Below are 22065 nucleotides of genomic sequence, written 5' to 3' on the forward strand. Positions count from 1 at the left end.
ACATTATACTTATTTTGCTATTATCTTAAACTCTTCTTCAAAGCCACTCTTTGTTCGAAGTTTTACTATAAATGTTCCTGCTTTGGATAGTGTAAACGGTGTTACTTTACCTACCACAGGAATTGATTTTTCTAAACTTCCCGCAATAGTGTATACTTGTAGTTTTGCCCCTTTCAACATATCCTCATCCAGATCTGTTTCCAAACTGATTACTTCCAAAGCATTCACCGGATTAGGATATACTTTTGTTGACGAACTCTTAAGGAGTGCACTTCCCTGACAGGTAGAAAAACTTTTCCCGTCTGCGGTGGTCATCCTTACAGAATATAAAGCAGCTTTTTCGAGTATATCAGTTTCTTTACCTCCGGCAGAATAATATTGTTTGTTGGTTCCAATCTTTTCTCCATTTCTAAACCATTGGTAATCTTTGAAAACGTAACCTCCATTTGTAGCCGCATTATTATTAATAGCCAAGATATTGTTCCACTTCTGTACTACTATACTATTGAAAGGAATTGGCACCTCTACTTTCAGCGTATAGTTTTTGCTTGCTATACCATCTGCGGCAGTTACTGTAATAACCTTCTCATACAAACCCGGCTTTTTCACATCCATAGAGAAAGACTTGCCTCCACTTACTGTGGCTCCGGTAGCAGGAATAACGTCCACATCGATCTTATCCGCTGAGGAACCACAATCTAAGACATAAGTATTCTCAATATCCCAATCGTCGCCATTTACTTTCAGCAAACTTATGTCGGTATCTGAATATATATCGCTCAGGTTAGGAACAATATATTTATCCTTGTCTGCATCTAACTTGTAGTAGAAAGCAACACTAAAATTATATAATGGATAATGTTTCCCTTCAATAACATTCCCTGAAGCATCCATAGGCTCTCCGCTTGTAGTAGGCGAGTTGTTCCATGTTTTATGTTCATAATTGAAGAATGCCTGATAGTCATCGCTATCGCGCAGATTCCCATGTCCTCGCAAGTTGCGTCCCGACAAAGTAGCATCTACACCTGCATAAGTAACCTCGATAGCTCCATCCAGATTATTGGCACAAGTGATTAGAACACAATCCTGTTCCGACCCGTCTATCACTACGTTTTGGATGCTTTGTTCTACATCGTTCAGATAAACGTTAAATCCATAATTAGGCATTTCTAACAAGGTTTTGGTATCAAGTACCAGTGGAAGCTTCGGAGCAATGTATTTTATGCGGACTTGCTTTTGATTTCCTTCAACACGAGAGATTTCTATTGGTTGCAGAGGTGTAAATGTTTCACCTAAAACCTTTGTTTTATATATCACCTTTCCTATCATCTCGCCATACCAACGGTAACCATTTGCATCCAAGTGCCCTCCAACGTCTGTCATCGGATAGATGGGGCCAACACAGATAATATCACTATTTGCATTCGCTGCTTCGAGTTGCGCCATTCCTATTTCTAAGCTTCGACCCTTTATATATTGAGCTCCTGCCTGATAGGTATAGAAGACCGGATTGTCAGCCTGCTGGTACTGTGCTTTAGCATCTGCTTGCATATTATTTTTTAGCGTCATAAGCAAATTCTTATATGTCGCTTTATCTCCCGATGCAGTCCCCTCGTGTCCATCAAGTCCTGTACCATACTCGTTGTAATAATTGAATTCTCCTTGCATGAATATGATAGCCGGACAAGAAATAGTACTGTTGATTCTGTCAACAATCGTTTTTGCCTTTTCCAGAGCTGTGATATAATTATTATATAATACTTCCGAGCCTTGGTATTCTTTCGAAAGCTCTTCTATATTCTTTCCACTTGTTCCACTCGATGTTGCCAAAATACGATTTTCTTTACCCGTAGCATCATGTATTAACGGAACTTGCTTACGTAAATGATTGACAGCTCCGTGCAACGGACTCTCACCCAAAGCTGTACCATGCTCGGTGGCTACTAAAGGGCTCAATGTGTTCAGTGCCTGATTTCCATAATTTATCCAGACTTGGCTTCCTATCATATAGTTTCCATCAAGGTTATCGGTAGACAGCTTATCCGATTCATGACCTGTAGACAAGCTTTGTCCGTACATGATGTAATGCTCATAGTTGTGAGAGTTGGAGATCGGTGTGGTTGCATTTGTATTATATACCCTAAATTCATGTATCGACCAGTAAGCTCCGGGGTTAGTTCCTGTCTGAACAATTCGGATATATCTAGCCTTCTGTTCATCAAACTTTATAATGAAGCTATTCGGGCTGCCATTACCTGTGTGTATAGGGCTTCCCCATGTTGTACCGTCATTAGAGACATATACTTCGTAAGAAACAGCAAAATCATTCGGGCTCTTGGTACAGTCCAACACCAATTTATCAAACTCCTGTTCTTTTCTCATATCTACCATAAACCATTGTCCCGGAGCTTGAAGAGCTTCTGTATCCCATCGGGTTTCATCATCATAATCTATTGCATTCTGAGCCGCATTCGTATTATTCGATGCAGAAGCAATCCATCCTGTCATATCCAGAGGAACTTCCTCGGCTACTTCTTCAGACTTATAAACATAAAATTCGTGGATTGACCAGTATAAGTCTTTCGATCCGGTTTGGTTTATTTTTATATATCGTCCTTTTACTGTTTGGTCTAAGATAACAAACAACATGTTGCTATTCCCTTTTCCTGTAGCTACGCTATTCCACGAAGCCCCATCACTTGACACGAGAATCTCATAACCTACAGGGTAATCTCCCGAGCTGGCTGAATAATCAAGAATAATAGCATCAATATCTTTTTCTTCGTTCATATCTACCAAGAACCATTGCCCCGGAGCTTGAACTGCTTCAGTATCCCATCGGGTAGCAGGATTGCCATCCAATGCGTTTCTTGCGCCATTTGTATTATTCGATGCCGAAGCCGACCAGCCTGTACGGTCGTAAACATTTTCGCCTGACAGCTTTGGAGAATGGGCAAGGTTATTTTTCCAAAGTTTCACATTGGCAGTATTAATTCCCGAAGAGTTTGTTATCGACGAAACGACTGACAATCCGGCTTCTCCTCCCGCTATCAAAAGGTTGTTGACAGGCATAACAGATGAAGCCTGAAGGCTCAACTCTGAGCCGGAAGCTAATGAAGCCAATCCTGTTTGTCCGGGATGATGGAAGTGCGCCGTTTGCATTTCTACCTTTCCTCCCGACAATGCAAGTCCTTTTGTTGGATTTCCCCAATAGTCTGAATTAAAGAAAGTAACCTTCCCTGTAAAGTTCGGGCTTGTTTCAATATATCGGCTATCGCTGCCAAAAGCAACGATCTGGGTATTGATCAGGTCAAAAGACTCGATTCCGCTTCCAACTACTTTGAATGCACTTATGCTTCCGTCTATACCCAATCCTAAAGATGAGCCTTTAGCATTGTTATTCAAGATAAAGCCATTATGTCCTCCAAAGATAAAGTCGTTATATAAGCGTAAGTTTTCACACGAACCTACTTCTAAGAACTGAAGATGATTTGTTCCATGCACGTAAGAAGCGTCTATGAGATTTCCTTCACTACTCGGATTAGGAGAATTTGGCCAGCTTCCCCATTTCGATTCGCCACCGTAGGCATAAGCGTTTACATTCACATGCACATTTTGTACAATCCCGTCTTTGGAATTGCCGCCTACCTTTACACCCGATGTAAATACATGTCCCATGACATAGTCGACAAAATGATTATCACATTTGTAAGTAAACAAGTCAAGAAATTTATCTGTAGCTCTTACCCCTATATTTATAACATAGGCATTAGCTCCTGTAGCCTGTATACAGTAAGGATATGATGGCATATTAGGTAGCAATCGCGCATCCTGTTCGGGATAATTAAACGCTAGTGCACGAATACCGCTATTTGAAGACAACTTAATAAATGGGGTTCCGTTCGGACTGCCTTTGTCTGCATAAACTTCTATAATACTACCTTTGCCAAGTGGAGAAGAAGGAATATCAGACGCACCTCTTAGTTCTACCCCCGAAGGAATTGTCAGGTGTCCCAAGACTTTATACTTACCCGGAGGAAGAAAAACAATCCCTCCCCCATCAGTTCCGGCCTGATTCAAGGCTGTTTGTATGGCATTCGTATTATCGGTTGTCCCATTGCCTATAGCATTGTATGGTGCACCCGCAGCATTGTAAAGCACTTCTCTCGATGGCTTTCTGCTCTGATCCTGTATTTTCTCAAAGCTTGGTACTTGTGCCATAGAAACAGGAGTATGATCTATTACATTTTCGAGAATAGATTTATTCTTGATATCAACCCCTTTCGAGAAACGATTTCCATTTAAAATAGACCTCGCAGCAATGCCAATAGTTATCTGGGGCTTATCATTGTTGAAGTCATTATTGTTGGCAACAAGCGAACCTCCGCCGATGTTGATTGCACCTTTGCTTACTAACGACTGATTCAACAAAATTTTTGTACCCGATGATTTATCCACTGAAATAGCCTCGGAGATAGCTTCAATCTGAGAAGCTTGTATCTGAAATACTCCGCCTGTATTCGGTCTGAAAGAAAATCCGGTTTCACAATTCTGTATTTTCAGGTTAGAACACAAGAGCCCTACATCATTCACAGCTTCTGCATAGACTGCTGTCTTACAATCCTTAAACGTCAAATCATAATAATGCCCGTTTGGGGTAAAACCTTCGCTACCTGCCGACATTGAATAGCCCAATAATATTCCTTTATTGTATTTTTCTACATTCACATATGTCGTATACGACCAGTCGTTCCTGCGCATAACAATTCCTGTTCCATGCTCGTATATCCAGTTGGCAAAAGTACTTCCGGCAGCAGGAGAACCTGTCAACCCTGATGAAGCCCAATAACTTGGTGAAAAATCGATATTCTCGATTCGCCCTACATCACCTATATTATCTATTTCTACACCTACCGAAAGCGGTGTTCCATACATTCCATTTACAATAGGGCAGCCGCCTGTATTTGTTCTCGAATACATGAGCCCGATATATGAATTTACAAATGTCACGTTCTTTGCATTCGCAAAGTCATTACCCCAATAGCCGGGTTTTCCGAACAAAATAGATGGGGGATATGCAACTATATTATCGGGGTTCTGTTCGGGATACCAAATAGCGATATCCATAACAGCCGATGCAGATTCGAGAGTGAGCAAAGGCGAGCCATTCACATCGCCCCTACCGGCAAATCCCATAAGGATCGTACCACCTATCGGCTCTCCTTTCACAGGTTTTTTCCAATCGCCACGGAGAATAACTCCTTTAGGAATTATCAGTCCACCATTGATTACATATTTGCCATCGGGCAGATAAAGAGCGCCTCCACCCCATGTTGCTATGTCGTTTAAAGCTGTTTGTATCGCAGCTGTATTATCGGTGACTCCGTCGCCCACAATGCCCCTATCGGTAGCCGATAAGGCGGAAACAAAGGTTTCTAATTTAGGATACTGATCCGATCCCGAGGCCTTCCACGATTGTCCGTACAATGGACTATACACTCCAAGAATAAAGAGTATAATCCAAACAAGAGATTGTCTTGTAAACACTCTGTAATGTGAAGAATTTTCCATGATTGATAATGTTTTTGATAAAAAATTAGATTATATAGGCATATAAAGAGCGTGTAGACGGCTCTAACGGTTACGTTTCGAGCCGACCACTTTAATTGTTTACGACAATAAGCTCTTCAACAGTTTTTCTAAGAAATCAGTGCTTTCTGAAGATGAAAAGAAGCTACTGAAATCTATTTCGCTGGCATTAGATTATACTTTTCAGATAACCTGATATCGGAAGAAGACGCTCCAACCATAAATTCATATACTCCTTCAGGAACTACAAATTTCCCCAACTCTTCATTCCAATATCTCAACTGTTCTTTTTTGATTTCAATTTCAATTCTCTTCGTTTCTCCTTTCTTTATAAAGCTTCTTTTAAAACCTTTCAATTCTTTAATAGGCATTATTACTCCTGTTTCGGGTAACTTTACATATACCTGCGAAACTTCATCTCCATCCATCTTACCGGCATTCTTCAGGTCGAAAACCAGATTTATGAATTCGTTATTTTCGGTCAGTCTAAGATTCTTATATACGAAAGATGTATAACTTAGACCATATCCGAAAGGATATAAGGGTTTCCCTTTGAAGTACTGATAGCCTCGTCCTTTGGTTACATCATAATCATCAAAAGCAGGAACTTCATTCAAGCTGCTATAATATGTAAGAGGTAGTCTTCCGGCAGGATTATAACAACCAAATAATACCTCGGCTACAGCCTTTCCTCCCTGTTCACCGGGATACCAAGCATTAACAATCGCCGGAATTTTGTCTTCCATCCAATTGATTGCAAGAGAACTTCCCGCAACCAACACAACCGTAATATTTGGATTCACTTTATAGATTTCCTGTATAAATTCCATCTGATCAGCAGGCAAGTGTATATCGTATCGGTCTTGTCCTTCTCTCTCTATCGTTTTATTGACACCTAATACAGCAACTACCTGCTCGCACTCACGAACAGCTTTACCCGCTTCGCCATACATATCAAGTCGCTGTTGTGTTCCTATAGTTGGTATTTTCCAGTAAAGCTTAGCAACAGAATTATCCCGATTATTAAAATATTCGGCTCTAAGATCATACTCCTTCCCTGCTTCAAAATAGTAAGTAACCGAATCTGTAGCAATGCTCCTTTCTTGCCAAGCATCTATGAGTTTTTCGCCATTGATGAAAAGACGAGAGCCATCATCGGCAGTATAGTACAACGTATAATTTCCCGACACGGTGGGTTTGAGTTTCCCTGTCCAACGGATAGATAATGGAAAAGGCGGAATAAAGGGATCGGGAGCCTGATTAGCAGGCTCAAAGTTTACCCACTCCTCGGTACGCACTTTCGGTGTACCCGATAGTTCCATATTTGTAAAATATTCCGATTTCAATCCTTGTGGAAAATAAGACGCAGATATCATTTCTTTTCCATCGGCAGCAGATTTCCATGGTGCATATACGACTTTCACATCCTTCCCTACCTGATCTTTTATTCCTTGCAATATAGAAATGGGGGCATTGGCGGGAATACCGCTGTAATCTCCGAACTCACTGTTACCGGCATTTATACCTACAACTGCTATTGATTTTATCTTTTTAGGGTTTAACGGTAATGCCTTGTCTTTGTTTTTCAACAAGACAATACTCTGACGTGCCGATTCGAGAGCCAGTTCTTTGTGTTTTTCTGACCCTATCACCGAAGGCGATATTTTGCTGTACGGGTTATGATCAGGATCATCAAATAATCCTAATTTCATCCGTGTCCGCAGCACTCTGTATGCAGCAGAATCGATGTCAGCTTGCGAAACCATATACTGATTGTATGCATTCAAAAGAGGTTGCATATATACATCATCGCCACACTCGAGATCAAGTCCGGCTTTGATTGAAAGTGTTGCTGCCGCTTCTTTTGTCTTCACATATTTCATCGCCGAAACCAGAAGGCTTGGACCTCCACAGTCTGAAACAACATATCCGTTAAATCCCCAATCATTCCTTAAGACTTTGGTCAACAACCAAGGGTTTGCCGTACACGGAACATCATTAATGGCATTGTAAGCCGACATGATGGAGGCTGACTTCCCTTCTCTTACACACATTTCGAAGGCAGGAAGATAATATTCCCTCAATTGCCTTTCCGATATCTGAGGATTCGCCGTAAAACGATTATGTTCTTCATTGTTTGCAGCAAAATGTTTTGGAGTAGCTACTATTTTAAGATAAGTAGGATCGTCTCCCTGCAGGCCTTTTACAAATGCAGTACCTAAAATGCCCGACAAATAAGGATCTTCTCCATAGGTTTCGGGAGTACGCCCCCAACGTGGGTCACGAGCCATATTCACGGTAGGAGACCAAAATGTAAGAAGGTCGGTGAAGCGTTCTTTTTGAAGCCTACCCTGCTCCAGTTGATTCCATCTCGCACGTGCTTCGTCAGAAATGGCTGTTGCTATCTGATAATGCAACTCTGGATTCCACATGCTGGCAAGTCCTATAGCTTGCGGAAATACGGTGAACCGTCCGGGGCGTACCACTCCATGCAGAGCCTCATTTCCATGATAGTATTTAGGAATTTCTAAACGCGGAATGCCGGGCGAAGTGGCGGTAAGAAGGCTTATTTTTTCTTCTATCGTTAGTTTTGACAATAAGTCTATGATACGATCGTGCATAGGAGCTCTTTCGTCTCTGAATAATTGCTCTTGCTGTGCACATAATGGGATATGACTAACAAGTACAAGCCACATGATAAACAGCAGTTTACCATAACGTTTTCTAAAAAATATCATGCTTTATAATGTTGAATTATTTGTTAAATAGTTTTATAAACAGAGAGTATTAGAGTTTCTTCAGCTTCGGTCTATTTATTTGATTAAAACAACGATACAGAGAAAATATATTTTGTATACTTCTGTACCGTTGTTACTTCAACCTTTTTTACCTAAATCTACATCATTATATACATCGACTCCCATCTATAACTTTTTCTATTTTTTTAAGGCTGCCTGAGAAGTGATTTTTGAACTTCTCATGACAGCCTCTTATAATCATTATGGTATTGTTATTTCTTTAATCTCAGAATAATTATATCCCTTTACGATAGGATCTGCAACACGTGCGCCGGCTCTGAGGTAGAATTTGCGCCCCGACTTAAGCCCGTCGATAGTCATAGAATGCTCGGTTGCATAGATCGTAGCATTAGTCATACCTTTCAGGTCTAGTTCGTTTCGGCCGTAATCGCTTATGTATGCACCATTACCCACAAAGGATGTATTGTTTACAAAAACCTTCGCATCGGTAACCTGATACATATCCACCTCACTCGAAATCTTGAACTTGACAGTAGCAGAAGTTCCGTTCTGAATGATATCTGTTATTTCGAGATGTAAATATGGTTCAACAGTGAAATCTTGAGTTACTGTACCTTTGATATCTATTTCTACCGGATCGATGGGAACAAAAGGTCCATTTTCTAAAGTGACTCTGTAGTGTCCTTTGAAAATCATGGAATTGAAATATGTTCCATCCTGCTTATTCCCAAAATATTGAGGGGTTGGAGTATCACTCCAGCTCAATTCTTCGAGCTTGATACGCATATGCCCTGTTTCGGTCATCATCGGTTTTCCTGTAAATTTGTCATAAACAGTCCCTTTAAGCGTTTCTTTCGGTGAATCAAAATCATCAATATCTGTCATACAAGATGTAACAGTGAATGCGATTGTGATGAAGAATAAATATTTAAATATCTTTTTCATAACTCCTGATTTTTAATATAGTGGATTATTAGGTAATAGATTAGGGTTCTTACCTATTTCACCACCAGGTATAGGTTCGTAATATTGTATTATATTGAATGTGTACCCTGTACGATGAGGCTCTTCCGCCTTCTTAAATATCCATTTATTCTCATTGATGATATAATATGGATAAAGGGCATGGTAGCGTTTCTCTCTTATTTGTTCACCGATTCTCCAACGACGCAAATCCCACCAAGTCTGGTTTTCGAAGGCTAATTCACATTGACGCTCTGTTCTGATTTTATCTATTGTCAATTCAGAAAGGTTTAACGAGTTGTCGCCACCTCTATTTCTTATCTTATTGATCTGAGTCAAAGCATCTGCTTTCATTTCGCCTGTTCCTAACTCAAATGCAGCTTCTGCCCTATTAAGGAGTACCTCTGCATATCGAATATCAATCCACGCTTGGGTAGATTTCCAAAGATTTGCTTCGGCAACACTTACTTTATAATTGTTGTACTTCCTCATGTGCAAACCAGTAGGACTGGATGGCGATGCAGCTGTACCAATACCATCATAACCTATAATGTTGTACTCTTTACCATTGGTCGCTTTATATTTCGCATAGATATCATTGGTTCTTATCGGCTCTGCTGTAAGACTATAATTCTCATAGAGTCCTGCCTGCACATCAACTACTTTTCCTCTGAAAACTTCTCCCGGGAAGAGGGCTATTGCTCTCTGACGTGGAGCCAAAGTAGTCAACAGATCTTCTCTTGCATTGAATTTTATAGGATTGCCTTGCGTGTCGTTTACCTTTACTTCTCCAAGCATTTCAACAACATCTAATGTAGGGCAAAGAGCACCCGCATAGCTACTCGAGCTAGACCGTGGAGAAGCAAATGCATCCCAACTATGACGAGATCCCTCTACGTTGTCCATATAAACGAAGTCTTTTATAAACACGTTTTCGGGGCTATTCGTATCTAAGAATACATCTACATAGTTTTGCACCAGATCAGGATTTTTTTGATACAGATCATAATGACCTTCAAGCAACTTAGCGGCATCATAGCTCTGTTTGAAATAATCTGTAGCTCTACCTTCAGGTATACCAACCAATCCGGCATCGTGAGCAGGAGTTCCTACAAAGTAATCTTTGCCATATTTGGCGATAGAACCCGCAAACAACATGGCTCTGGATTTCAATGCAGCTGCAACATATTTATTAGCTCTGCCGGATACGCTTCTCTCGGGTAAGTGATCGACAGCCCATTGCAAGTCTTCGCTAATAAAATCATAGACAGCTTCTTCCTTATCTCTCGGAACTCTCAGTTCCTCAATGGTTTGTTCAGGATATGATTGCAATTCTTTTACGATAGGCACTCCACCATAGCGTTTTACCATTCCAAAGTAATAGTATGCTCGACAAAAACGAGCCTCAGCCAACCATGCATTCACTTGCTCTTCGGTATACTTTGAAGCATATTCTCCCAAGTATTTAAGAAAATAATTTGCATTACGAATATCTGAATAAGGCCAGTAACCAAAACCATTTCCGTTTATATCCCACTGTCTGAAATCATTTGCCTGAAGCCATTCTCCTGTATTTGCTCCTAATCCCCAGAAAGCTGTAAACTTATTAAAGCCTTCTGTTCTGTTATATTTGAAGTCCTCAATGGGCAACTCACTATACAAACGTGTCAAGTAGGCTGTTACACCCGATTCTGAGTTGAAGATATCTTTATCAGTCAATATATTAGGGGGATCAACTTCGAGATCGTTACAAGCAAAGAATCCTCCAACAACCAAAGCCAATAATAAATATTTTAATTTTTTCATAATAGTATATCTTTAAAAAGTAAGACTAAAGCCGACATTATATGTACGAGTTAATGGATACATATAGCCATATAAGTCATTTTCGGGTTTATCATTAGCATCTGCTCCTCCGCCCGGATGCTCTGGATCGATATATTTCAAGCCTGTAAGAGTAAACAGGTTATAAGCATTTACATAGATGCGGGCATTGCTTACCCCAACCTTTGTTGTCAGTTTTTTAGGCAATGTATAGCCAAGCTCTATAGACTTCAGACGCAAATATGCAGCATTCTGAACTGCTCTTGTACCTTCGCCCCATGCAGAACCGTTACCTGTCATCGGGAAGAATCCTGAAGTCCATTCCGTATTCGGATCATAAACATCGGCATTAGGATCTGTCGGATGCCAACGATCCATAAAGAAATCTAAGGTGTTCTTATCAAACGCTAATGGCACATTTAACATTTCGTAATATCTTGTCCACGACTTAGCTGTTCCCTGAAATAGCATATTTATGTCTATCCCTTTATATTCAGCAGCCAGAGTAATACCATAATTTATATAAGGCAATTCTCTTGTGGCAATAGGAGTTTCGTCCCAACCATCAATAACACCGTCTCCATTCAGATCTTTATAGTAATAATCTCCCGGCAATGTAGCATGGTTTCCTCCGCCTGCATTGACGTCATAATTAAGGATCTGGTCGTAAGAGGTAAATTGTCCGCCATAGGTTTGTCCCCACCAGATGTTTTTGTAACGATTGTTGTAATTGCCTTTCCAATGTTCGTATGAGTTACCTGCTCGTCCTTGTTCGAAATAGTCGTTTTTGGTACGAGTAAGCGACATGTTTGCAGACACATTATAAACAAAATCACTAACTTTATTTCTGTGAGTCAAAACAACTTCATATCCCATTGTTTTATCACTATTCAGGTTCTCCTGAGGAAGTTTAGCTCCATAAGTTCCCGGTAGTGAAAGTAGACGGTCTGTAAACAGCCCTTCTCTTTTTCTGATAAAATAGTCATATTGGAAACCAAGTAAACCATCCCATAGGTCAATATCTACTCCAATATTAAATGTCTTAGAGGTGTACCATGTAAGGTATGTATTGGCTATACCACGGAATCCGATACCATTAATAAATTCACCTCCAAATACAGCACCTCCCGAAGGATAATCATATCCGGTAAGGAATTGATAGTTTAATGCTCCGTCATCACCCATTTCACCATAGCTGGATCTGATCTTCAGATTATTAATAAATGATAGTGGCTCAAACTCCTTCACAAACTTTTCTTCCGAAATTCTCCAACCGGCAGACGCAGATGGGAACCATCCCCAACGACCATTTGAACTAAATTTGGATGAGCCGTCACGTCTGAAGCTGAATTCGAGCAAATATTTTGACGCATAATCATAGTTGACACGACCTACGAAACTTTTTCGCTGCTGATCATAAAGTCCTCCTGCATCCATACCTGCAACCTGACCGTCTGCATCACCCGCAAACAGGTGTAAAACCTCTAAGGAAAGATTACGTTGTGCATTGAAGTTGTCTCCTTCATTACCACTTTCTTCATAAAGGAACAACGCCTTCACATTGTGTTTTTCGAAGAATGTACGGTCATAATTCAAAGACAGCTGCATCAAATTTGAAATATTTTTACCAAATCCGCGTGCAACTTTAGACGGTGTATTTTTCACATACTCATTATATGTATCATTTCCTGTATCATATTTGTAAAGTGAGTATGTTCTCACATAATTCTTCCAGTCATTATCTTTATAGTCGTAGCTATACATTGCTTTTGCCGAAAGACCTTTCACTCCGGGTACATCAAAGATCAATGCCAAAGACGACTGAAAAGAACGTCCTTTATTATTAAAGTATCCCGACTTGTTAGGGTCCATCAATAACAACGGGTTTTCGTCTGTTTCGGCTGTAGGATACAATGGATTGTTATTGGCATACATCGATTCTGTCGATTTTGCCAACCATGTATTCTTAATCAGGTTCCAAGAACCGCCATTGATATCGTTGCGTTCGTCCATCATACCCGCTACCCTGAATTCACTTCTCAAAAAGCTTGTAATCTTAGCATCAACATTGGCTCTTACATTCCACTTATCATAATTCGGATATTTAGTCTTGGTTATACCATCTTGTTTCATATATCCAAGATTAAAGAAGTATGATATATTTTTAGAAGATCCCGCCATATTCAACGAGTGTTGCGACTGAGGAGTTATATCTCTCATAACAGCACCTCTCCAATCGGATGAAACACGAGTACCATTATTGAAAGCTTCAAACTCACTCTCTCCGTACGGAAGTGGTACAGGGTTAACATAGTTATTGTTGAAATTTCTTCTTGATGCCTCGTTCTTCAATGTCATATATTGAATTGCATCGGTACTGTTAGGAAAACCAATAGGTTGCTGGAATCCGAAGTTAGCCGAATATGTTATATCAAACTTACTGCCTTCCGAGTTTCCTTTTCTTGTAGTGATCAGGATTACACCGTTAGCTGCACGTACACCATAAATAGCGGCAGACGCATCTTTAAGTACCGATATACTCTCTATTTCGTTCGGGTCCATTCGGGCAAAGTCGTCGCGCGGCACACCATCTATTACGACCAAAGGATTTCCTAATCCTCGGATATCGAACCGGTTATTAAAGCTACCGGGCTCGGAACTTCTCTGAACAACCCTTACCCCGGGAATCTTCCCGGTCATCATGTTCACTAAGCTCTCATTTTTTGTTGTGCTTATTTCTTTATTATTTATTGCAGAAACAGCACCTGTGAGGGTAGTCTTTTTTTGAGTTCCGTAACCCACCACTACAACCTCATCTAAAACCTGACGATTTTCTTCCAGTATTATAGACAGATTATTCTGATTATTTACAGGTACTTCTTTCTTACTGAATCCTATATATGATACAATTAGTACATCATTTCGGGAAGTTTCGATACTAAACTTGCCGTCAACATCAGTCATTGTTGCTTTTGTAGTACCTTTGATGGTAACGGATGCTCCTATGATCGGATCATTTGATGAATCATATACAGTACCCTTTGTTATCTGGGTTTGTGAATATGCCAAAAGCGACATAAACATAAATAAGAGAAGAAATAGAAACCGTGTATGCAAGTTCCTGAATCTTTCTTTCGGAATTGATTTTTCTTGATATTTTTTCATAATCTATTTATTGTTTTTCAAAAAAACGGTTAAACAATTTTCATTACAATTTTAAGGCTCAGTCAGGAGGTGTTTAATAAGAACATACTAAAAGGAGATTTTTAAGGTTATAAAAATATGATTAGTCGTTAACGTTCGTCAAAGTAAAAGAGGAGTACTTAAAAAAGCAGAAGAATAAATGTTAGTTCTGTATTAAATATTTATTAAAATGCATTTAATTAGAATTAAGCAACCTTTTATGATTGTATCTTTCTCATTAGCAAGCAATACCAAAACCGACCAATTTTCTCAAATCAGCCTATTTTATTATTAAGTATAGTCTCTTGCTATCATATACGAGAGGAACATCCGAGCATTTTAATTCAATAAAGGCATTTATCTCTTCTAACTTCTTATTTATATAGAGACAAAAATAATCAAAAGCTTCATAGAATAAATTCTTTTGAGAAATTAAAGAATGTAAAGCAGATACTATGAATTCTTTCCTGATAACAAAAAATATAATATCTTAGAACCTAATTAACGACATATTGATGAATATAGACAAGATATCGGAAGAAAGGCTTTTTCAGAACAATACAAAAGAAGAAATAATTCGCTGGTGCCGCCAATTGCAGTTTTTCCATTACATGCGTTCGCGTGGAGGACACAACTGTGAGGGTGATTCGTTCTGTGTTTACTTCCAATATGACAACAGAGAAGACTTAATTGCTAAACTTTCGCAGATAGGAGTAACCTTAAATACCTTGCCGGAAGGAGCAATTGCTTTCGATCCGTTAGAATCGTATTCTATCGATGATCTGGACAAACTTAGAATAGTAATACCTCACTTCTGTGATTTCGAACAGCCTCAATACGTAGAGATATACGGATACAAAGCGCATGTGTGGGTAATGAACAACCGTTTCGAAATTTCGGTATCAGGTAATAAAGACGAACAAACATATAAAGTCTCAGAAAAAGACTTCGAAGTATGTCTTGCTCTTGAAGTAGAATTTGATAAGCTGGGTTGGAAATCAATTTTAGACGAAGAGATCAAAAATCAAACTCATTGCATATCCAAAGAGAAGTATCCTGAATTATTCGAATAAACATCTGATATTTTACGTACACCATATTCTACGGAGGGGCGCGATATAAATGTTTTAAAACATTTTTCAGCCATCAAAAACTTTATAACAATCTATTATATTGCTATTTACTCTACACAGCACAAAATATGTGTGCGCACACATATTGATTAGTTATCATTAATAGTTATATTTGCAATAATTTGTGTGTGCGCACACAATTAATAAATGAAGTTAACTGGCAAACCTGATTCAAGAAAATAAAACCATAAAGCTCATGAAACACTTTCTAGATGACAATTTTGTATTGCAAAATGAAACAGCTCAGCAGTTATATCACGAGCATGCTAAATCATTGCCTATTATAGACTACCATTGTCACCTCGATCCTAAAATGATTGCAGAAGATTATCAATTCGACAATCTGGGAGAGATCTGGTTGAGTGGGGATCACTATAAATGGCGTGCAATGCGTACAAATGGCATTAGCGAAAGGTTTTGTACAGGAAAAGATACCAGCGATTGGGAAAAGTTTGAGAAATGGGCAGAAACAGTGCCCTACACCATGCGTAACCCGCTATATCACTGGACGCATTTGGAATTAAAAACCGCCTTTGGGGTTACCAAGTTATTAAAACCTGAGACAGCAAAAGAGATATATGATGAGTGCACAGCAAAACTTCGCACGCCCGAATTCTCAGCTCGAGGATTGATGAAGCATTACAACGTTGAGGCTGTATGCACAACAGATGATCCTGTAGATTCATTGGAGTATCATGTAGCCCTAAAGAATGAGGGCTTCTCTATAAAAGTACTCCCTACTTGGCGTCCCGATAAAGTAATGGCGGTAGAAGTACCTCATGTATTTCGCACCTATGTAGAGAAGCTATCTGAAGTTTCGGGCATATCAATCAGTAACTTTACTGACCTGATTACTGCCCTCCGCAAACGTCACGACTTCTTTGCCGGTGTAGGCTGCAAGCTCTCCGATCACGGTATGGAAGAGTTTTATGCAGAAGATTATACTCAGAGTGAAATAGACACCATTTTCAACAAGGTATATGGAGGCAAAGAGCTGTCACGAGAAGAGATCATCAAATTCAAATCTGCCATACTCGTAGAAGGGGCAATCATGGATTGGGAAAAAGGCTGGACTCAGCAGTTTCATTATGGTGTCATCCGAAACAATAATACTCGCCTGTTTAAGCAAGTGGGGGCAGATACAGGCTTCGACTCGATCGGTGATTTTACAGTAGCTAAATCATTGTCAAAGTTTCTTGACAGACTGGACGTTGACAACAAATTGACTAAAACAATCATATATAACCTGAATCCACGCGATAATGATATGATTGCAACCATGATTGGCAATTTTCAGGATGGTTCTGTTGCAGGAAAAATACAGTTCGGATCGGGCTGGTGGTTCCTCGACCAAAAAGCGGGGATGGAAGCTCAAATAAATTCTCTATCAAATCTTGGACTAGTGAGCCGCTTTGTGGGCATGCTAACAGACTCCCGAAGCTTTTTGTCGTACCCTCGTCACGAGTATTTCCGTCGTATACTATGCAACCTCATCGGAACAGATGTTGAACAAGGGTTACTCCCCTATTCCGAATTACCGTTTCTGGGCAAATTGGTTGAGGACGTATCATATTACAATGCTAAAAACTTCTTTAAGTTCTAAAGATCAATCTTAAAATATAAAATCGGACTGATGGCGATATGGGCACTTTCTCTACTGACAAGTTATATTAAACCTTAAGCAGAATTGTAAACTCAAAAAATCAATAGAAATGAAGAAATTATATTTAATAATATTATCTACGATATTCTTATTAGCTTGTTCCGAGAAGGATGTTATAATTTCGATCGAAAACCCGACAGATTTTGATCGGATGACAGAATTAGTAGAAATACCCATCGATAGCATCAAGGATAGGATTGTGGTATCAGACAGTCTGGTTTATATTATTAAAACGACCGAAGGTGAAATTATACCTTCGCAAGTGACATACGACCGTAAGATTATTTTTCAACCACAATTAAAAGCAAACGAGTCAAAGTCATTCATAATAGAAACGGGAGAGATTCAACACTTTACACCTAAAACATTCGGACGGCTTCTTTCCGGACATAAAGATGGCTTCGTTTGGGAAAACGATCGTGTGGCATTTCGTATGTATGGTCCTGCCGGTATTGAAACAGATAGTCCCGGGAACGGTATAAATATCTGGTACAAACGCACAAATAATCTTATCATAGACAAATGGTATAAAGAGGATGCTTCGGGAACAATATCCTATCAAGAAGATCCGAGCGAAGGACTCAATGATTATAAGGCAGGCTATAGCCTTGGGGCAGGTGCTATGTCTCCGTATGTAGACAGCAAACTTTGGTTGAACCAAAACTTTGTATCAGAAGAACTCCTTGATAATGGTCCATTGCGCACAACGTTCAAACTGACTTATAATAATCTGAATATAAACGGACAATCTGTAGCCGAAAGCAGAACAATCTCGTTAGATGCAGGCTCTCAATTATCAAAAGTTATTCAGGCATACACCATAAAAGAAACAATGCCTGTAGCTGCCGGCTTTGTTAAACGAGAGAAGGGAGATTCAATTGTCAGCTCTTTAGACAAGAACTATATTATTTACGCAGAACCAACAACGCCCAAAACGTCCGGCGTATATCTAGGACTTGTTTTTCTTCAAGGTATGACAGAAAGCAAGATAGACACGTATGAGATAATTAATCCTGTAACAAACAAAAAAGAAAGACAAACTCATGTTCTGGGAGTTACAGCCCAACAACCCAACATTCCGGTAACATATTATACAGGTTATGGTTGGTCTGAATTTGGGTTCCCTATGTTGAGTGATTTTGAGCGATATATCCAAACCTTTTCGGAAGGTTTAAAACATCCATTGATAATTAAATATAACTAAACGCTAGAATATTATTAGATTCAAAACAATGAAGAAAGTAGTAACATTCGGGGAAATCATGCTACGCCTTAGTACTCCCGGATATCAAAGATTTATACAGTCTACAAACCTGAATGCTACATTTGGAGGCGGAGAGGCCAACGTAGCCGTATCTCTATCCAACTATGGTATTTCTACCGACTATGTAACCCGCTTACCTGAGAATGATATAGCAGAATGGTGCATCTCTGATCTGAGAAAGTACAATGTAGGTGTTCAGAATATTATACGAGGTGGTGACCGTGTAGGCATTTATTATCTGGAGACTGGCGCAGTAGCCCGTGCTTCGAAAGTTATCTACGACAGGGCAAATTCTGCGATGGCAGACATAAAGCCCGGAATGGTAGACTGGGAAGAAGTATTTAAAGATGCCCAATGGTTTCACTGGACAGGTATTACACCGGCTCTATCGCAAGGAGCGGCAGATGCGTGCTTGGAAGCCATCAAAATAGCAAACAAGAAAGGTATTACTGTTTCTACAGACCTCAACTACAGAAAAAATCTCTGGAAATATGGCAAAACAGCTTCTGATATTATGCCGGCCTTGGTTGAAGGTTGTGATATCATTTTAGGCAATGAGGAAGATGCTGAAAAGGTTTTCGGTATCAAGCCCGAAGGTTTTGACGTAGCACATACCGCAGGAGATGTGGATGCCGCAGAATTTGAGTCGGTATGCACTCAGTTGAAGAAACGCTTTCCACGTGCTAAGAAAGTGATTATCACATTGCGTGGATCTATTAATGCAAACCATAATACATGGGGAGGCTGCTTATATTCCGATAAGCTTTATCAATCGAAAAGATATGACATCACACACATCGTTGATCGTGTAGGCGGAGGAGACTCTTTTATGGGTGGGCTTATCTACGGACTTATCACCTACCCTGCTGACGATCAGAAGGCTCTCGATTTTGCGGTTGCAGCATCATGTCTGAAACATACAATATATGCCGATTATAACCTTGTAACGGTAGCCGAAGTAGAGAATCTGATGAAAGGGGATGGCTCGGGGCGTGTTTCAAGATAAAGATTGAAAAAATAGTAAACAACTAAAATATGAACAGCAAGCGGGTATGATAACTCGATCCATTGTTTTTATTGATATATATGTAAAACATACCTGTTTGCTTGTTCTTGCTTTTTGATATAATACCTTTTAATTCTAAAATAAAACGACTATAGATGGCACGATTTTCAAGAATAAAAGCCTGTCAGGTAATGGCAGAGACAGGAATGGTTCCTGTTTTTTATCATAGCGACCTTGAAACCTCCAAACAGGTACTCAATGCTTGTTATGAAGGAGGTGTAAGAGTATTCGAATTCACCAATCGAGGTGATTTTGCGCATGAAATATTCCGAGAGCTGAATAAGTGGGCAGCCAAAGAATGTCCCGAAATGATATTGGGTATCGGATCTGTTGTCGATGCCGGTACAGCATCTTTGTTTTTACAGCTTGGAGCCAACTTTGTGGTAGGCCCATTATTAAATCCCGACATCTTCAAAGTGTGCAACCGCAGGCAAGTAGCATATATTCCCGGTTGTGGATCGGTATCCGAAGTTGGTTATGCACAAGAGTTGGGTGCAGAAGTAGTAAAAATATTTCCGGCAGGCGATGTGGGAGGTCCTTCATTTGTGAAGAATCTAAAAGCTCCGATGCCTTGGTCGAATATTATGGTGACAGGCGGAGTAGAACCCACAGAAGAAAATCTGACGAAATGGTTTAAAGCTGGGGTTACTTGTGTCGGTATGGGCTCAAACCTATTCCCGAAAGAGATTATCGCAGCAAAAGATTGGGGTAGAATAACGCAAATGTGTAAGATGGCTCTTGAGATAATAGCGAAAGCAAAAACAATATAAAAACACCTTATGAATACCGGAAAAACAAAAATGACAAATTACAGGTGGACCATCTGCCTGATGCTTTTCTTTGCTACTACGATCAATTATCTCGACAGACAAGTACTATCTCTTACTTGGGACGAATTTATAAAACCTGAATTTCATTGGGATGAAAACCACTACGGAACAATCACTTCCATGTTTTCTTTTATATATGCGGTCTGTATGCTATTTGCAGGTCGCTTTATCGACTGGATGGGCAGCAAAAAAGGATTCCTCTGGGCTATCGGAGTATGGTCGGTAGGAGCATGCCTTCATGCTGTCTGCGGACTGATAACCGAAGCACATGTCGGTCTGCATAGTGCAGCAGAATTGGCTGCGGCAACAGGTGATGTTGCTGTAGTAATCGCTACATTTAGCATGTATTGTTTCTTACTTGCCCGTTGTATATTAGCCTTGGGCGAGGCGGGTAACTTCCCCGCTGCAATCAAGGTAACGGCCGAATACTTCCCGAAGAAAGACCGAGCTTATGCAACCAGCATCTTTAATGCCGGAGCATCCATTGGCGCATTAATCGCTCCTCTGAGTATCCCTTTGCTGGCAAAGTGTTGGGGATGGGAAATGGCTTTTATCGTAATTGGAGCATTAGGCTTTATTTGGATGGGATTTTGGATATTTATATATGACGCACCGGCAAAGAGCAAACATGTAAATGAAGCTGAACTGGCATACATAGAACAAGACCGAGATGAAGAAGGCATTATAGATACCGGAAAAGCAGAGGATGAAAAGAAGATACCTTTTTGGAAATGCTTCTCATACAAACAGACATGGGCATTTGCAGTAGGCAAATTTATGACCGACGGAGTATGGTGGTTCTTCCTCTTCTGGACACCTTCATATCTGAATACACAGTTTGGCATAAAGACCTCCGAAGGATTGGGTATTGCATTGATATTTACGCTATATGCAATCACCATGCTTTCCGTTTTGGGAGGAAAATTACCAACCATCATCATGAACAGGACAGGAATGAATCCATACGCCGCACGCATGAGAGCGATGCTTATCTTTGCTTTCTTCCCGCTGGTTGTATTATTTGCGCAACCGCTGGGTACTATTTCGCCATGGCTACCTGTCATAACCATTGGTATAGGCTGTGCAGCACATCAATCGTGGTCGGCTAATATTTTCTCTACCATAGGAGATATGTTTCCGAAAGGAGCTATTGCATCCATCACAGGGATAGGCGGTATGGCCGGAGGAATAAGCTCTATGATCTTACAAAAGTCTGCCGGAAAGCTCTTTGTCTACTCAGACGAAGTACAGCTTACATTTATGGGATTTGAAGGAAAGCCGGCAGGATACTTTATTATATTCTGTATATGTGCTTTTGCCTATCTTATAGGTTGGGTTATAATGAAGAGCTTGGTTCCTCATTACAAACCAATCACTGATTTATAAGGTTTTAATTTTTACACACTAGGTCGATTAATAAAATGAGGCTATTCTAAAAAGAGGAAGAGGCTGTCCCCCAGAAAAAAGGACAGCCTCTTTAGTTTTGTTGTCTCACTAGGACTAAATAATATCTATTTTCAATCGACTTGGTTTTATCGGAAACATAGTGTATATAGCCATATACGGATATTTAGAAATAACTAAGACAAAGTTAGATTAAATTAGATATAAAATATTCGTATGATTATTCGTACGATAATTATAAAATCAATAGATTTGTGGAGAGAAAAGAATAACAAATATGGCTAGTGTTAGATTTTACCTATATGATGCAAAAGCTCAGACAACAAATATATATTTCCGTTTGAGTTATGGAGCATTTGAGATAGTGTGGAAAATCCAGTGTTAATT

The 22065-nt window shown here is 39.8% G+C and carries 11 protein-coding genes; 6 read left to right on the top strand and 5 right to left on the bottom strand.

All coding sequences use genetic code 11. The features are described from left to right. Window positions 1–9 precede the first annotated feature (9 nt). From B3P17_RS01535 to B3P17_RS01555, 5 genes are all read right to left on the bottom strand, one after another. On the bottom strand, window positions 10–5571 hold the full coding sequence (locus B3P17_RS01535) for a discoidin domain-containing protein (RefSeq protein ID WP_291102857.1): 5562 nt from the start codon (window positions 5569–5571) through the stop codon (window positions 10–12). A 173-nt stretch (window positions 5572–5744) separates the two neighbouring features. Next, entirely contained in the window at window positions 5745–8285 is a 2541-nt protein-coding gene (locus B3P17_RS01540) for a glycoside hydrolase family 3 protein (protein WP_291102894.1), read from the bottom strand. Window positions 8286–8588: 303 nt separating this feature from the next. Continuing rightward, window positions 8589–9293, bottom strand: coding sequence for a DUF3823 domain-containing protein (locus B3P17_RS01545; protein ID WP_135104511.1), 705 nt, complete (start codon window positions 9291–9293; stop codon window positions 8589–8591). Between the two features lie 12 nt (window positions 9294–9305). Beyond that, on the bottom strand, window positions 9306–11117 hold the full coding sequence (locus tag B3P17_RS01550; protein WP_291102860.1) for a RagB/SusD family nutrient uptake outer membrane protein: 1812 nt from the start codon (window positions 11115–11117) through the stop codon (window positions 9306–9308). A 12-nt stretch (window positions 11118–11129) separates the two neighbouring features. After that, window positions 11130–14300, bottom strand: a complete 3171-nt coding sequence (locus B3P17_RS01555; protein WP_291102863.1) for a SusC/RagA family TonB-linked outer membrane protein — start codon at window positions 14298–14300, stop codon at window positions 11130–11132. A 533-nt stretch (window positions 14301–14833) separates the two neighbouring features. Between B3P17_RS01555 and B3P17_RS01560 the strand changes: the two genes are divergently transcribed. From B3P17_RS01560 to B3P17_RS01585, 6 genes are all read left to right on the top strand, one after another. After that, entirely contained in the window at window positions 14834–15391 is a 558-nt protein-coding gene (locus tag B3P17_RS01560; protein WP_291102866.1) for a hypothetical protein, read from the top strand. A 256-nt stretch (window positions 15392–15647) separates the two neighbouring features. After that, on the top strand, window positions 15648–17054 hold the full coding sequence (gene uxaC / locus B3P17_RS01565; RefSeq protein ID WP_291102869.1) for a glucuronate isomerase: 1407 nt from the start codon (window positions 15648–15650) through the stop codon (window positions 17052–17054). A gap of 109 nt (window positions 17055–17163) precedes the next feature. Then, window positions 17164–18318: a DUF4861 family protein gene (locus B3P17_RS01570; RefSeq protein ID WP_291102872.1), complete on the top strand. Its 1155-nt coding sequence runs from the start codon at window positions 17164–17166 to the stop codon at window positions 18316–18318. A gap of 28 nt (window positions 18319–18346) precedes the next feature. After that, window positions 18347–19384, top strand: coding sequence for a sugar kinase (locus B3P17_RS01575; RefSeq protein WP_291102875.1), 1038 nt, complete (start codon window positions 18347–18349; stop codon window positions 19382–19384). 155 nt (window positions 19385–19539) lie between these two features. Further along, window positions 19540–20214, top strand: coding sequence for a bifunctional 4-hydroxy-2-oxoglutarate aldolase/2-dehydro-3-deoxy-phosphogluconate aldolase (locus B3P17_RS01580; RefSeq protein ID WP_291102878.1), 675 nt, complete (start codon window positions 19540–19542; stop codon window positions 20212–20214). Window positions 20215–20223: 9 nt separating this feature from the next. Beyond that, the gene (locus B3P17_RS01585) at window positions 20224–21660 is read left to right on the top strand and encodes an MFS transporter (protein WP_291102880.1); all 1437 of its coding nucleotides are present in this window, start codon (window positions 20224–20226) and stop codon (window positions 21658–21660) included. Window positions 21661–22065 lie beyond the last annotated feature (405 nt).

This window comes from Dysgonomonas sp. UBA7630, assembly GCF_002483985.1.
Lineage (GTDB): Bacteria > Bacteroidota > Bacteroidia > Bacteroidales > Dysgonomonadaceae > Dysgonomonas.

Coding starts and splice junctions, on each gene's coding strand:
- B3P17_RS01535 (WP_291102857.1), bottom strand. CDS start 5,571: ATGGAAAATTCTTCACATTACAGAGTGTTTACAAGACAATCTCTTGTT.
- B3P17_RS01540 (WP_291102894.1), bottom strand. CDS start 8,285: ATGTGGCTTGTACTTGTTAGTCATATCCCATTATGTGCACAGCAAGAG.
- B3P17_RS01545 (WP_135104511.1), bottom strand. CDS start 9,293: ATGAAAAAGATATTTAAATATTTATTCTTCATCACAATCGCATTCACT.
- B3P17_RS01550 (WP_291102860.1), bottom strand. CDS start 11,117: ATGAAAAAATTAAAATATTTATTATTGGCTTTGGTTGTTGGAGGATTC.
- B3P17_RS01555 (WP_291102863.1), bottom strand. CDS start 14,300: ATGAAAAAATATCAAGAAAAATCAATTCCGAAAGAAAGATTCAGGAAC.
- B3P17_RS01560 (WP_291102866.1), top strand. CDS start 14,834: ATGAATATAGACAAGATATCGGAAGAAAGGCTTTTTCAGAACAATACA.
- uxaC (WP_291102869.1), top strand. CDS start 15,648: ATGAAACACTTTCTAGATGACAATTTTGTATTGCAAAATGAAACAGCT.
- B3P17_RS01570 (WP_291102872.1), top strand. CDS start 17,164: ATGAAGAAATTATATTTAATAATATTATCTACGATATTCTTATTAGCT.
- B3P17_RS01575 (WP_291102875.1), top strand. CDS start 18,347: ATGAAGAAAGTAGTAACATTCGGGGAAATCATGCTACGCCTTAGTACT.
- B3P17_RS01580 (WP_291102878.1), top strand. CDS start 19,540: ATGGCACGATTTTCAAGAATAAAAGCCTGTCAGGTAATGGCAGAGACA.
- B3P17_RS01585 (WP_291102880.1), top strand. CDS start 20,224: ATGAATACCGGAAAAACAAAAATGACAAATTACAGGTGGACCATCTGC.